The 15735-nt window shown below is 69.4% G+C and carries 4 protein-coding genes; 3 read left to right on the forward strand and 1 reads right to left on the reverse strand.

All coding sequences use genetic code 11. The annotated features are described in order from the left end of the window. Positions 1 to 44: 44 nt before the first annotated feature. The 3 genes from OG921_RS10065 to OG921_RS10075 all read left to right on the forward strand — a co-directional run bounded on the left by OG921_RS10065 (position 45) and on the right by OG921_RS10075 (position 14833). Positions 45 to 3494 carry an amino acid adenylation domain-containing protein gene (locus tag OG921_RS10065; protein ID WP_266112302.1) on the forward strand — a complete coding sequence of 1150 codons (3450 nt, stop codon included), beginning with the start codon at positions 45 to 47 and terminating at the stop codon, positions 3492 to 3494. A 288-nt stretch (positions 3495 to 3782) separates the two neighbouring features. Further along, the gene (locus OG921_RS10070; protein WP_266112303.1) at positions 3783 to 10304 is read left to right on the forward strand and encodes a non-ribosomal peptide synthetase; all 6522 of its coding nucleotides are present in this window, start codon (positions 3783 to 3785) and stop codon (positions 10302 to 10304) included. Further along, positions 10301 to 14833 carry a non-ribosomal peptide synthetase gene (locus OG921_RS10075; RefSeq protein WP_266112244.1) on the forward strand — a complete coding sequence of 1511 codons (4533 nt, stop codon included), beginning with the start codon at positions 10301 to 10303 and terminating at the stop codon, positions 14831 to 14833. Before OG921_RS10070 ends, OG921_RS10075 begins: the two co-directional genes overlap by 4 nt. 85 nt (positions 14834 to 14918) lie before the next feature. Here OG921_RS10075 and OG921_RS10080 read toward each other — a convergent pair whose 3' ends face one another. Further along, positions 14919 to 15734, reverse strand: coding sequence for an ABC transporter permease (locus tag OG921_RS10080; protein WP_266112245.1), 816 nt, complete (start codon positions 15732 to 15734; stop codon positions 14919 to 14921). Position 15735: the final 1 nt, after the last annotated feature.

A 15735-nucleotide genomic window follows, 5' to 3' on the forward strand; every position in this document is an offset into this window, starting at 1 on the left:
GCCCCGTGGTCAATTGAGGAGCAGTGTTGACGAATTCGAGCTCGATCAGCAGGACCGCGATCCGCGACGAGGTCGGGCAGCTGCTGAACCAGCCGGGTCCGGCCATCGGCGACGCCGAGAATCTGATCTCGCTCGGGCTCGATTCGATTCGGATGATGAAACTGGCGGGCCGCTGGCGCAAGCGCGGTTTCGATATCAACTTCGCCCAGCTCGCCGCGGAGCCGACCATCGAACGCTGGTACGCCGCACTCGCCACCGAGGAAGTACCGGCCGAGGTGTCGACCACGCCCGCGACGGAGGCCGCCTCGGGTGACGAGTTCGCGCCCTTCCCGCTCGCGCCGATGCAGCACGCCTACTGGATCGGCCGCGCCCAGGGGCAGGAGCTCGGCGGCGTCGCGGCCCATCTCTACGTCGAGTTCGACGGCGCGGACGTCGATGCCACCGCGCTCGAGCAAGCGGTCGAGCGACTCGTCGAGCTGCATCCGATGTTCCGGGCGCGCTTCCTGCCGGACGGCACGCAGCAGATCCTGCCCGCGCCGGTGGTCCCGGTGTTTTCGGTCATCGACCTGCGCGACGAGATCGCGGACACGGTGGCGCAGCGGCTCGCGCAGGTGCGCGACGAGAAGACCCATCAGCGGATGGACGTCGCGCAGGGGCAGGTGCTCGATATCGCCCTGACCCGCCTGCCAAGTGGTGCGTCGCGGCTGCACGTCGACGTCGACATGCTCGCTGCCGATGCGATGAGCTATCGAGTCGCGATGACCGATCTGGCGCGCTTGTACGCCGGCGAGGAGATCGCGCCCGCGACCTACAGCTACCGGCGCTACCGCACCGAGCAGCCGCAGGCCGATACTGCCGCGCACGTACGGGACCGGGCGTGGTGGCACGAGCGACTCGACGACCTTCCCTCCGCCCCGGTCCTTCCTGTGCTCACCGCGTCGTCCGATGCGGCGCCGCACCGGACCGTCCGGATGCACCACTGGATCGACGCCGCGGCAAAGCAGCGATTGCACGATTCGGCCCACGAGCGCGGCGTCACCCCAGCGATGGCCCTGGCCTCGGTGTTCGCCGAGACCATCGGCGGCTGGTCCGCGGAGTCGCGCTTCCTGCTGAATCTGCCGTTGTTCCATCGCGACCCGGTGCACCCCGAAATCGACCGCATCGTCGGCGATTTCACCTCCTCGGTCCTGCTCGACGTCGACGTGCGACACCCCGCCAGCGTGCTCGACCGGGCCCTGGCGCTGCAGAAGTCGTTGCACACCAATGGCTCCCACGCTGCCTATTCGGGGCTCGAGGTGCTGCGCGACCTCGGTCGGCAGCGCGGGGAGCAGGTGCTCGCGCCGATCGTCTACACCAGTGCGCTCAACCTCGGCGAGTTGTTCGACGACCGCGTCACCGCGGCGTTCGGCGAGCCGGTGTGGATCGTCTCGCAGGGTCCCCAGGTGTTACTCGACGCCCAGGTCACCGAGGTCGGGGGCGGTTTGCTGCTGAACTGGGACGTACGCGAGACGGCGTTCGGTCCCGGCGTGGTCGCCGCGATGTTCACCCACTACAAATCCGCGATTGAGCGACTGACCGAGGGCCCGGCGGGGTGGACCGCCCAGGCGACGCCGCAGTTGCCGGTCGACCAACTCGCCGTGCGCAACCGGGTCAATGCGACCGCCGGACCCACCAGCGGCCGATGCCTGCACGAAGGCTTCTTCGCCAACGCGGCCACGGATCCGGACGCGCCGGCAGTGTTGTGGGGCGAGCTGGGCGAAATCGGCTACGGCGAGCTGGCCCGGCAGTCGCTCGCGCTCGCCGGCGCACTGCGGGACCGCAACGTCAGAGCGGGCGACGCCGTCGCGGTGCAGTTGCCGAAGGGGCCGGATCAGATCGTCGCGGCGCTCGGCATTCTCGCCTGCGGTGCCACCTACGTGCCGATCGGGTTCGATCAGCCGGATGCCCGGCGCGCCAGGATCTTCGAGACGGCGGACGCGGTCGCCGCGGTCGGTGCGACTGCGGACCAGTTCGGTGACACGGGCCTTCCGGTGGTCGAGATCGGTGCCGCGATCAGCTGGCCGCAGCCGCTGGCGCGGCCTGTGCTCATCGACCCGGAGACACCGGCATATGTGCTGTTCACCTCGGGCTCGACCGGCACGCCCAAGGGCGTCGAGGTGCCGCATCGGGCGGCGATGAACACGATCGATGATCTCAACGACCGCTTCGAGGTCGGTTCCACGGATCGGGCACTCGCGTTGTCCGCGCTCGAGTTCGACCTGTCGGTGTACGACATCTTCGGTCTGCTGTCCGCGGGCGGCGCGGTGGTCACCCTCGACGAAGAATCGAGGGCCGATCCGGCGGCGTGGGTGGAACTGGTTCGCCGGCAACGTGTTTCGGTGGTGAACTGCGTGCCGGGCCTGCTGGACATGCTGCTCACCGCGGGCGGTGACGAATTGGGCAGCTCGCTGCGTACCGTGCTGCTCGGCGGCGACTGGGTCGGGGCGGACCTGCCCCGTCGCCTCGCGCGTCAGGTGCCGGGGTGCCGGTTCGCAGGCCTCGGCGGTGCCACCGAGACCGCGATCCACTCGACGGTGTGCGAGGTGCTCGACCCGCCCGCGGATTGGCCGGCGGTGCCGTACGGCACCCCACTGCGCAACGTCGCCTGCCGGGTCGTCGACCAGCGCGGCAACGACTGCCCGGATTGGGTGACCGGCGAACTATGGATCGGCGGGCGCGGGGTAGCGCTGGGCTACCGCAACGACCCGGCACGCAGCGCGGAGCGGTTCGTCCCGCACGATGCCCAAAACTGGTATCGCACCGGAGATCTCGCGCGCTATCAGTCCGATGGCACGCTCGAGTTCCTCGGCCGGGCGGATCATCGGGTGAAGATTCGCGGCTATCGGGTCGAACTCGGCGAGGTCGAGGGTGGGCTGCGATCGCTGCCAGGGGTGCAGGCCGCGGTCGCCACGCTGGTCGGTCGTCGCGCGCCCAAGCTCGCGGCGGCGGTCACGATGGCGCAGGCTGAAGGCGGGAGTGCGCCGCTGGCCGCGCAGCTTGCCGAGCTGCTGCCGTCCTACATGGTGCCGAGCCGAATCGAGATCCTCGACCGGTTCCCGCTGACCTCGAACGGCAAGCTGGACCGTAAGGCGATCCGGGCACTGCTCGAAATCGAGGACGAGGACGGCGGATTCGTCGCCCCGCGCACCGAACTCGAGTCTGCACTGGCGCGGATCGTCGGCGACGTGCTCGCGCGGCCGCGCGTCGGGGTGGCGGACGATTTCTTCTCTCTCGGCGGCGACTCCGTGCTCGCGACGACGGTGATCGCGCGGGTCAGGGACTGGCTCGACGCGCCACAGGCGATCGTGTCCGACATCTTCGCCGCCCGTACGGTCGCCGCGCTGGCCACGCGGCTCGCGGACAAGGACGCGACCGCCGGACGGCTCGACCAGGTGGCACGGATCTACCTCGAGATCGCCGATATGGATGAAGCGGACCTGCTCGCCGACGCCTGACATGGTGGGAAACCGCAGCTGGGAGTGCCCGGATCGGAGCGCCCCCGGTGCGAGTTGACCCGCGGCCACGGATCCGGCTGCTTAGGCTACGCTTACAAGCCGACGCGAGATTAGGGTAGCCATCCCTTACTCCGCCGAGCCTGCCCACACTGCAGTACGGGTGCCCCGAAACACGCTCGCCAGAAGGGTCCGCGGAACATCGTGACGAACACCGAAACCAGGCCGAACGCCGATTCGCCGTCGAACGCCGATTCGCCCGGGGGCGCCGCCACCCAGAACCCCGCCTCGATTGAAGACCGCAAACGAGCGTTGCTGCGCCGCCGCCTCGCCGAGCAGGGGCTCGCCGCCGGCGCGCCCGCCACGGCGGCACCGCCGCGCGACCCGGCGCACCGCTACCCGTTGTCGGCCGGTCAGCGCCGAATGTGGTTCCTGCAGCAGGTCGATCCCGCGGGGACCACGCTGAACATCTGCGTCGGCTTCACGATCGAAGGCCCGCTCGATCCGGACCGGATGCGACGTGCGCTCGGCCGCGTCGTCGCCACCCACGATGTGTTGCGCACGACCTACCACGCCGACGAGGCCGGTGAGCCGCACCAGACCGTGGCCGGGAGCGCCGCACCGGACTTCGCCGTGCACGATCTTGCCGACCTGAGTGAGACGACCCGTGTCCGCCGGCTCGAGGTCCTCGCCCGCCGCGAATTCGCGCGCGCATTCGACCTGAGCACCGACCTCCCGTTGCGCGCCGGCCTGGTTCGCGAATCCGCCGACCGGCACGTCCTCGTGCTCGTCGTCCACCACATCGCCTGGGACGACGACTGCTGGGATCCCTTCTTCGCCGAACTCTCGGCCGCCTACGACGAGAACGCCGGCACGAACGACACCACCCCCGACGACACCGGCACCGCCGAGCCGCGTGCGCGGGTCGCGCACTACCTGGACCTCGAGGTACTCGAACGACCCGATTCGTCGGGTGCGGACGCCGCCGATCTCGAATACTGGCGCGGCCACATCACCACACTGCCCGAACCGCTCGAACTACCCGGTGAGAGCGGCATCGCGACCACGCCGTCGCCCGCGGCCGGGCGGGCCGAGGCTCAGCTGCCCGGCGAACTCCTCGGTTCCGTGGCGGAGCTGGCGCGCGCGGAGGGCGCGACGACCTTCATGGTCCTGTTGGCCGCGTTCAATGCGGTCGTGCACCGGTACACCGGCGCGGACGAGTTCCTCGTCGCGACCCCGGTGGTGCAGCGCCGAGCCGGGGCGGAGACCGCGCTCGGCTACTTCGGCAACACCCTTGCGCTGCGCGCGCAGGTCGGGCCACGCGACACCTTCCGCGATCTGGTCGGCGCGACCCGCACCGAGTGCACCGGCGCCTTCGCCCATCAGGGCGTCGGGCTCGACCGGCTCGTCGCCGAGCTCAACCCGGACCGCAGCGCGGGTCTGCAGTCGCTGGCCAGATTGAGTTTCGCCGCCCGGACCGGTACCGGAAATGCCTTCGCAGCAGCGGGTTTCACCTCGGTCCGGGCACCGCTGCACGCCGGCGTTGCCCAGGTACCGCTCAGCATGATCGCGGAGATGTCACCCGCCGGCGGCACGCTGGAGGTCGAATACCTCGTCGACGTACTCGACGAGGCGATTGTCACCGACCTGCTCGGTCACTACGTCCGACTGCTCACCGAGGCTGTTCGCCGCCCGGACACCGCGCTGTGGCAGCTCGACACGCTCGGCGAGGCCGATCGGGCCATGCTGCTGCGCTACTCGACCGGTGCCGATGCCCCCACCGCATCGGCGACCATCCCCGCTCTGGTGCAGGCGCAGGTGGCGCGTACCCCGGATGCCGTCGCGCTCGTCACCGACGAAGCCGACATCACCTTCGCTGAACTCGATGCGAGGGCAAATCGGTTGGCGCGCTGGCTGATCGGTCAGGGCATCGGGCCGGACGACCTGGTTGCACTCTCGTTCGGCCGCAGTCCCGACATGGTGATCACCGCGCTCGGCGTGATGAAGGCGGGCGCGGCGTACGTGCCGATCGATCCGACCTACCCCGCGGACCGCATCGCCTACATGTTGGCCGACTCGGCGCCGAAGATCGCGCTGAGCGCCGACGATCGCGCGGAAGACGTTGCGCGCGAATACCCATCGACGGCGCCGACCGATGCCGACCGGGTCCGGCCGCTGCGGCTGAGCAATCTCGCCTACGTCATCTACACCTCCGGATCCACCGGTCTGCCCAAGGGCGTTCCGGTGGAGCACCGCGCGATTGTGGAGTACCTGGAGTGGCTCGCCGCCGAGTACGCGGTGGGTGCGGACGACGCGCTCCTGCAGGTGGCCTCGACGAGCTTCGACGTGTCGGTCGGCGAAATGTTCGGCACCATCTCCGCCGGTGCCCGGCTGGTAATCCCCAAGCCCGATGGTCTGGAAGACATTCCGTACCTGACCGATCTGCTGCTCCGCCGCAACATCACCTCGATGCACTTCGTTCCGTCGCTGCTCGGGCTCTTCCTGATGCTGCCCGGGGTGTCGGAGTGGAAATCGCTGCGTCGCATCCCGATCGGTGGCGAACCGCTACCCGGCGAGCTGGCGGACAAGTTCACCTCGACCTTCGACGCGATGTTGCACAACTTCTACGGCCCCACCGAGACAACGCTCGCCGCAACGCGCTACAAGGTGGAACAGCCGCAGGGCGTGCGAACGGTCCCGATCGGGTCGCCGAAGCCGAATACCCAGACCTACCTGCTCGACTCGACGCTGCAACTGGTGCCGGTCGGTGCGGTCGGCGAGGTGTACATCGGCGGATCCCAGCTCGCCCGTGGCTATCTCGGCCGAGCAGGCCTGTCGGCCGAGCGATTCGTCGCCGATCCGTTCAACCCGGGTGGCCGGCTGTACCGCACCGGTGACCTGGCGCGCTGGAACATCGAGGGTGACATCGAGTTCGTCGGTCGCGCAGACGAGCAGGTGAAGATTCGCGGCTTCCGGATCGAACTCGGCGAAGTGCAGTCCGCGGTCACCGCGCACCCGTCGGTCGCGCAGTCGGTCGTGGTCGCCGCCGAGGTGCCCAGCGTCGGAAAGATCCTTGCCGCCTATGTCGTCGCCGCTCGCGACGGCGCCGACGCGGCCGTCGAAATCGACCTCGACGCGGTCCGGGCACAGGTCGCCGCGGCGCTGCCGGAGTACATGGTGCCCGCCGCGTTCACGGTGATCGACGAGGTGCCGATCACGGCCAATGGCAAGCTGGATCGTGCGGCGCTGCCCGAGCCGGTGCTCGCGCAGCGGGCCGCTACCCGCGATCCGGAAACGCCCACCGAGATCATGCTCGCCGAACTGTTCGCCACCGCTCTCGGTGTGGACCGGGTCGGCGCCGAGGACTCCTTCTTCGACCTCGGCGGCCACTCGTTGCTGGCGACCAAGCTGATCTCGCGGGTGCGCGCCGAGACGGGCGCCGAGGTCAATGTCCGCGAGGCTTTCGAGTCCCCGACGGTGGCCGGCCTGGCCGCCCTGATCGACGAGAAGCTCGCCGCACCACAGCGCAGCAACCGACCGGTGCTGCGCCGCGCCGATCGCGGTGCCGAGCTCCCGTTGTCCTATGCACAGCTGCGGCAGTGGTTCCTGTACCAATTGGAGGGGGCCAACCCCACCTACAACATCCCGTTCGCCGCGCGCCTGGAAGGCACCATCGACGTGCACGCCATGGCGTCGGCGCTGTCGGATCTGGTTGGCCGGCACGAGATCCTGCGCACCAGCTACCCGGACCGCAACGGCACCCCGTATCAGCACATTCACGAGCCCACCCCGATCGAGGTGCCGATCGTCGAACTCGGCGCAGACGGAACGGTCGAGGACGCGCTGATCGAGGCGATGAACCACTGCTTCGAGCTCAGCGTGGACCTGCCGGTGCGTGCGCAGATCTTCCACCGTGCCGGCCGGGACTATGTGCTGTCCGTGGTGATCCACCACATCGCGGCCGACGAATGGTCCACCCCCGTGCTGTTCGGCGATCTGTTGACCGCCTACACGGCCCGGCTGGCGGGGCACGCACCGAGCTGGTCCGAACTGCCCGTGCAATACGCGGACTTCGCGCTGTGGCAGCGTGAGCTGCTCGGGCTCACCGGCGCCGCGGACGCCGACGAGAGCATCGGTGCCCGCCAGGTCGCATACTGGCGCGAGAAGCTCGCCGGTGTCCCGGAGGACACCACCGTGGTCAAGGACCGGTTGCGTCCACAGGTCGCCGCCAACCGCGGTGCGACCGTTGCGCTCACGATCTCGCCCCGGGTGCGGGCCGGACTGACCGAGTTGGCCCGTGCGACCGGGGCAAGCGACTTCATGGTGCTGCAGACCGCGGTCGCGGTGCTGCTGCACAAACTCGGTGCGGGCAGCGACATTCCGCTCGGTACCCCGATCGCGGGACGAACCGACGACGCGCTCGCCGAAATGGTGGGCTTCTTCGTCAACACGCTCGTCGTGCGCAACGACCTCGCCGGTGATCCGACCGTGCGCGGCGCCGTCGGTCGGGCGAAGAGCGCCGCGCTCGAGGCCTACGAGCATCAAGAGTTGCCGTTCGAGCGGCTCGTGGACGCTGTGAATCCCGAGCGCTCGCTCGCGCTGCACCCGCTGTTCCAGGTGCTGGTGCACCTGCGCGAATCGGGCGAGTACAGCCAGGAGATCGCGGGCGGCGGCCGGTTCACCATGATCGTTCCCGAGTTCGACACGGTGAAGTTCGATCTCGCGTTCGATTTCTTCGCCGACGGTGACGGTTTCGGCGGTGGCATCAGTTACCGCACCGATCTCTACGATCGTTCCACCGTCGAACTGCTCGCCGATCGTCTGCAGCGCGTACTTTCGGCATTCGCGCTGTCACCCGATGTCCGGCTCGGCACGATCGACGTGCTCGGCTCGCAGGAGCGGGTGGAATTGCTCGGTGCATGGAGCGACGGCGGTCCCGCGGAAGGTGCTGCGGTGTCCTCGATTCCGGAACTATTGGAGCCTAGCCGCGAGTTCACCGGCACCGCGATCGTCTGCGCGGGGCGCAGCATCGACTACCCGGAGTTGCACCGGCGTTCGGACCGGCTCGCCGCGCTGTTGCAAGCCCGCGGCGCGGGCGTGGAAACGTTCGTGTCGATCGCGTTGCCGCGCTCCATCGACATGATCGTCGCCCTGGTCGCGGTGCTGAAATCGGGCGCGGGTTTCCTGCCGCTCGACATGCGCTACCCGGCCGAGCGCCTGCAGCTCATGGTCGCGGATGCGAATCCCGTCGTGGTGCTGGCAGATTCGTCGACCGGCCCGGCGCTGCCCGAGCCGGCGCAGCAGCGCGCGGTGCTACTCGACGATCCCGCGGTCCGGGATGAACTCGCCCAGATCGATATTCCGGTACTGCCGATGCCGCACGGCGACAACCCCGCGTTCTTCATGTTCACCTCCGGATCCACCGGGGTGCCCAAGGGCGTGCTCGGTACGCACGCGGCGATGGCGAACCGGTTGGCATGGCAGCCGGTGCGATTCCCGATCGAGACACCGGACGTTCGGCTTGCGCAGGGCGCGTTGAGCTTCCTCGACCCGTGCCTGGAGTTCATCGCGGGCCTGGCGTCCGGATGCACGCTGGTGCTCGCCGACGATGCCGAGGCCCGCGACATCGAGGCCATCGCCCGGCTGATCCGGGACAACCCGATCGCCCAGGTGACCGCGGTGCCGACCACGGTGTCGGCGTTGATCGACGTCGACCCGCAGGCGGTCGGGTCGGTGCGCCGCTGGGTGAGCAGCGGCGAGCCGCTGACCCCGATGCTGCTCGACCGGTTGCGGTCGGTGGCCCCGGACAGTGAGATCGTGAACTCCTACGGCGCCACCGAAACCGCTGGCGGCATCGTGCGCGGTGTGCAGGGCGACCGCCTGCAGGTCGGCCGCCCGGTGCCTGCCACGCGGGTGCTGGTGCTCGATGAGAACCTGGCGCCGGCGCCGATCGGTGTGGTCGGTGAGGTGTACGTCGCGGGCAGGCAGTTGGCGCGCGGCTACTGGCGCCGTGCCGGCCTCAGCGCCGCCCGGTTCATCGCGAATCCGTACCCCGCGCACCCCGGCGAGCGGATTTACCGCACCGGAGACCGGGCGCGCTGGAATGCCGAGGGTGTCCTCGAATTCACCGGCCGCACCGACCATCAGGTCAAGTTGCGCGGGTTCCGGATCGAACTCGGCGAGGTCGAGGCGGCACTGCGTTCGGCGCCGGGCGTGGCGCTCGCCGCGGCCCGGGTGTACGAGTCCGAGAATGGTCCGGCGCTGGCCGGCTATGCCACTGCGTTGCACGACGACGTCGTGGCGGCGGTGTTCGTCGCGACCGTGCGTGCGCACCTGGCGTCGTCGCTGCCGGGGTACATGCTGCCGTCATCGGTGACGCTGCTCGAGGCCATGCCACTGACCGCGTCCGGCAAGCTGGACCGGGTTTCGCTGCCCGCGCCGCGGGTGACCACCGTGCGTGACCACCAGGAGCCGGCCACCGAGACCGAACGCGTGGTGGCCAGGGTGCTCGAGGAACTGCTCGGCGTCGAACGCGTCGGCCGCTCGGACGGGTTCTTCGCCCTCGGCGGCGACAGCATCGTGTCCGTGCAGTTCGCGGCCAGGGCACGCGAGGCGGGTCTCGAGCTCACCCCGCAGCTGGTGTTCGAGAATCCGACGGTGGCCGAACTCGCCGCGGCGCTCGACAGTCTGGAAACCATCGGCGCCGACGCAGCCGGTGCCGCCGAGGTGGAAACCGCCGCGCCGATGAGCGCGTCCGGACTCGACGCCGATGCCCTCGCCGCGCTGCAATCCTCCTGGGGCGCACAGCGATGACGGTGACGGGTCGGCCGGCGCCGCCCGGAATCGAGGACGTGCTCGCGCTCAGCCCGCTCCAGGAAGGGCTGTTCACGCTGGCGCGGATGAGCGACGGCGCGGGCGATCCGTATGTGATTCAGTTCGTCGCGGACATCGAAGGTCCGCTCGACCTGGCGCTGCTGCAGCGCAGCGCGGACGAGGTGTTGCGGCGTCACCCGAACCTGCGGGTGTCGTTCTGGGACAAGGACGTACCCAAGCCGGTGCAGATCGTGCCGAGCACGTTCGAAATCGGTTGGGAGCTGCGCACCGCGACCCCGGCCGGGTTCGAGGCGGCCGCCGACGAGCAGCGGCGCCGGCCGTTCGACCTGTCCGCCGGACCGGCGCTGCGGTTTCTGCTGCTCGATACCGGGGACGACCGGCGCAGGTTGATCTGCACGGCCCACCACCTGATCATGGACGGCTGGTCGGTGCCGGTGTTCGTCCGTGAACTGGTCGGTGCCTACCTGTCCGGCGGGTCGCTGGCGGACTGGCCCGCTCCGCGGCTCTACCGGGACTACATCGCCTGGCTCGCGGGCCGGGACCACGCCGAATCCGAACAGGTCTGGCGCGAGCATCTCGACGGTGTCTGCGGACCGACGAAGCTCGCGGCGGTGTCGCCGCAGGACGTCGTCGCGGACCCGTTCCCGCAGTCCACCGAGTTACGCCTCGGTCCGAACGATACTGCGACGCTGCTGGACTGGGCCCGGCGTAACAACCTCACCGCGAACACGCTCGCCCAGTTCGCCTGGGCCGTCGTGCTCGGCCGGCTGACCGACCGCCGAGACCTGGTGTTCGGCAACACGATCTCCGGGCGGCCCACCGAGATCACCGGCATCGAATCGATGGTCGGGCTGTTCATCAACACCATCCCACTGCGGGTGCAATTCGACGACCGTTCGGTGCTCGAGCATTGCGCTGCGCTGCAACGCGACTCGTCCCGGCTGCGCGGGCACGGCTACCTGGGACTGTCCGCGGTGCAGAAGGCGAGCGGACAGACGGACCTGTTCGACACCCTCATGGTCTTCCAGAACGCGCCTCGAGGAACCGCGCCAATGGGACACTCCGCAGGCTCCGCGTCCGCCGCCGACATCATCGACGCGCCCGACGGTGTCCGGTTCATTCCCGTCCACCTGCAGAGCCTCACGCACTACCCGCTCGTCATCGTCCCGTACCTGCTCGACGACGACTTCGTGCTCGGCATCGAATACCGCCGCGAACTGCTCGGTGATCTCGACGCGGAGCGTGTTGGGCAGCGAATTCTGCATGTGCTGCGCCAGCTTCCGGCGCTCGTCGACCGCAGCCCCGACCGGGTCGATGTGCTGCTACCCGGCGAGCGAGAGCGGATCCTCGCGGCCGGCCGAACGCCGCTGGGTGCTGCGCCGGTCGCGCAGAGTGTGCCCGCGATCTTCGAGTGGCACGCGCGCCGCGCACCGGACCGCCCGGCGATCGGATTCCACGGGCGCTCGCTCACCTACGGCGAACTCAACCGCGCCGCGAACATAATCGCGCACCGGCTGATCGCGAACGGCGTCGGTGCCGAAGACACTGTTGCGTTGGCGCTTCCACGGTCACCGGAGTTCATCGCCGCGCTTCTCGGCATCGCGAAGGCCGGTGCGGTGTCGGTGCCGATCGACATCACCGCGCCGCAAAGCCGGATCGATATCGTCCTGGCCCGCTCCGGTGCCGGGCACGCGGTGACCGACGCCGCGTCCGCCGCGCTCGTCGGCGGCCGGCGGACCGTGCTGCTCGGCGACGACGAGCCGCCAGTGTCCGACGAGAACCCCGGCATTGCGGTTCACCCCGACCAGCGGCTGTACATCATCTTCACCTCCGGATCGACCGGAGAACCCAAGGGTGTGATGGCGACCCATCGTGGAATCGCGCAACTGCTCGGCCACCACGACGAATACATCCTCGGTCCGGTGTCCGCCGAACTCGACCGCCCGCTGCGGGTCGGGCATGCGTGGTCGCTCGTGTTCGACGCGTCCTGGCAGCCGACACTCGCCCTGCTGTCCGGGCATTCGATCGAACTGTTCGACGCCGACACCCAGCGCGACGCGCACCGGCTGGTCGAACTGATCACCGCCACCGGCGTGGACATGCTCGAGACCAGTCCGTCGATGTTCACCGCGTTGTCCGCGGCCGGGTTGGTCTATCGCGACGAGACCGGGGCACGCCGTTGCCGCCTGGCGATTTTGGGGCTCGGCGGCGAGGCGATCGGTGACGGTGCTTGGCGGCAATTGCGCGAGCTGCCCGGCACCAGGGTGTTCAACTTCTACGGCCCGACCGAGACGACAGTCGACGCGGTGTGCGCGGCGGTCGGTGCCACCGAGCGCCCCGCCATCGGTCGGCCATTGGCGGGAACCACGGCATTCGTGCTGGATTCCCGGCTTCGCCCGGTGCCCGACGACACGGTCGGGGAGCTGTATCTGGCCGGCGCTCAGCTGACCCGCGGATACGTCGCCCGCGCGGGGGAGACCGCCACCAGATTCGTCGCGAGTCCGATGGACACCGGTGCACAGCTCTATCGCACCGGTGATCTCGTTCGCCGGCGTAGCAGCGACGGTGCCCTCGAGTATCTCGGTCGTGCCGACGAACAGGTGAAGATCCGCGGATTACGGATCGAGCCGGCCGAGGTGGAGGCGGCGCTGTCCGCGCTGCCCGGCGTGCGGACCGCGGTCGCGACCGTGGTGCGACGCGCCACCGGTCCGGTGCTGATCGGATTCGTCGTCGGTGAGACCGCGCCCGACGTCACCGGAATGCGGACCGAGCTGACCGGAAAGCTACCCGCGTACCTGATTCCGAGCCGGATCATCGCCCTCGACGAATTGCCGGTCACCCCGAACGGCAAGCTGGACCACCGCGTGCTCGCGGCGGCGGCGACCGAGGCACTCGCGAGCCGTGGCAGTGCCGTGGGGCCACGCACCGAAACCGAACGCACGCTATGCACCGCGCTCGGTGAGCTGCTCGACGCCGCGCCACCGGGAATCGACGACGACTTCTTCGAACTCGGGGTGGACAGCATCGCTGCGATCGGGTTGGTGAGTAGGGCACGGTCGACCGGGCTGCGGATTACTCCGCGAATGGTGCTGACCAACACAACCATTCGTGACCTGGCGGCGGCGATTGATGCCGTGAGCGCGGAGCAGACCCACGCAGCCACCGAGTGCGGCCCGGTCCGGCTACTGCCCGCGATGGCCGAGTTGCTGCACCGCGGCGAGTTCCGCCGGCACAGTCTGACCCAGCTGATCGAGCTGCCGGACGGACTCGACCAGGAGACCCTCGTGGCCCTGTTGCAGGCCGTGCTCGACAACCACGACATGTTGCGCGCCGAGTTGCGCGGGAGCGCAGCCGACTTCGAGCTGCACACCCGGCCACCCGGTGCCGTCTCCGCACGCGAACTGCTGCACACCGTCGAGGTGTCCGGTGCGCTCGCACCGGTACTGAGTGAGCAGTCCCGCGCGGCGATCGACCGGATCGACCCGAGCGCCGGCGCGATGGTGGCCGCGGTCCGCTACGTTCGCCCAGCAGGTGAGTCCGACCTGCTGCAGCTTTCCGTGCACCACCTCGCGGCCGACGCGGTCACCTGGCACATCCTGCTCGGCGATCTGGCGCTGGGCTGGGGGCAGCTTGTTGCAGGAGAGGCGATTCGGCTCGACCGGGAATCCACCGGATTCCGGCATTGGTCGGAACTGGTTGCGCGCCGCGCGCAGTCATCGGCTCCGGCGAGCCGGGCCGAATTCTGGTCTGCGCAGGTGCCCGCGGGCGAGCAGCCGCTCGGGACGCGCGCACTCGACCCGGCGCGGGATACCGCGGGCAGCACGCGCGGCCGGACCGTCGCCGTCGACGCAACCGCACTGCTCGACACCATCGCTCGCCGTGGTGACGCGCAGGTCCGTGAATACCTGCTCGCAGCAACCGCATTGGCGATCACATCGCGGCGACCTGCGCTCGGCGCCGACCCGACGAGCGGGCTGTCCATCGCGCTCGAACACCACGGTCGCGCCGACGACATCGTCGGAGATGCCGGAACGGACACCAGCGCGACGGTGGGCTGGTTCAGCACCGCGTTCCCGGTGCGCGTCGGGGCCGTCGCGAAACCGCGCGACCCGGCCGCCGTGCTGGCGGACGTGACGGCGCGCGTTGCCGCAGTGCCCAACGGCGGCTTCGACTATGGGCTGCTACGCGAGCAAGTCGCCGACGCGGTGGAACCTCAGGTGCTGCTCAACTACCTGGGCAGGTTCGATCGCTCCGGCGCAGTGCCGCTCGGCGCCGGCGCCTGGTCACTGGTCACCGACCCCGACCTCACCGGGGCGCTGCCCGTGGCGCCGGAGCCGGACCTCGCCGTGCAGTACCCGCTGGAGTTGACGATCTCGGTGACCCGGGCGGCCAATGGTCCCCGATTCACCGTGGGATGGCGTTGGCCTGCGGGCGTGTTCACCGATCCGGAGATCGACGACGTGATCGATGCCTGGCGTCGCGCGGTGGAGGAACTGGCGAAACTGTGACCGCCACGCAGACCCTGCTCGTCATCGGTGCACTTTCGGACCGTGTGCTCCGCGCGGGGGTGCTCGGCCCGCGCGGGCGGACCGGCTATTCCGACGCGGCGCGACGGTAGCCGCGGACCGCGAGCACCCCGAACACCGCGACGAATCCCACGATCCAGGCGAGGGTCTGCAGCAGCGGCGTGAGCACCGGGCCGCCGACGGCGAGGCCGCGCATCGTGTCGATGGCCGGGCTCATCGGCTGTGCCTCGACAACGGGTTGCAGCCAGCTCGGATAGCGCTCGGCGGGCACGAAACCGGTGTTGAAGAACAACATCAGCAGGCAGACCGTCGAAAGCAGCTCCAGGACGGTCTTGCCCGAGGAGATCACGGCGATCGCCACCACCATGGTGGCGAACCCGACCGTGAACGCGACGGGGATGAAGACGAACGCGATCGCTGACCAGAAGCCTTGCTGGAAGTGGAATCCCAAGGCGATGCCGACCAGGACCAGCAGGATCGTGCTGACCAGCGTCCGGGCCGCTTCGGCGACGAGGCGGCTGGCCACCCCGGAGGCCCGGTGCACCGGCAGCACCCAGAATCGGGCCAGCAGGCCGTCGTCGCGTTCGGCGGTCAACGCGATTCCGGTGGTGAGGGTGCCGAACATCGCGGCGAGCAGTGCGATCAGCGGCAACTGTCCGTAGAGGCTGTTCTGGCCACTGAACAACGTGACCGTTTTGCCGAGCACCCAATGAAAGACGACGAGCAGGAAGGTGGGGAACACCAGCGACTGGACGAGCACGCCGGGTTCGCGCGACCACCGTCGCAGCAACCGGCGGGTCTGCAGCAGCGTCGAATTGACGAAGGTGCGGATCGAGGTCTCGTCGACAGTCGAGCGCGCCGCCGATACCGGGCGAACTGCCATG

The organism is Aldersonia sp. NBC_00410 (assembly GCF_026342035.1).
Lineage (GTDB): Bacteria > Actinomycetota > Actinomycetes > Mycobacteriales > Mycobacteriaceae > Aldersonia.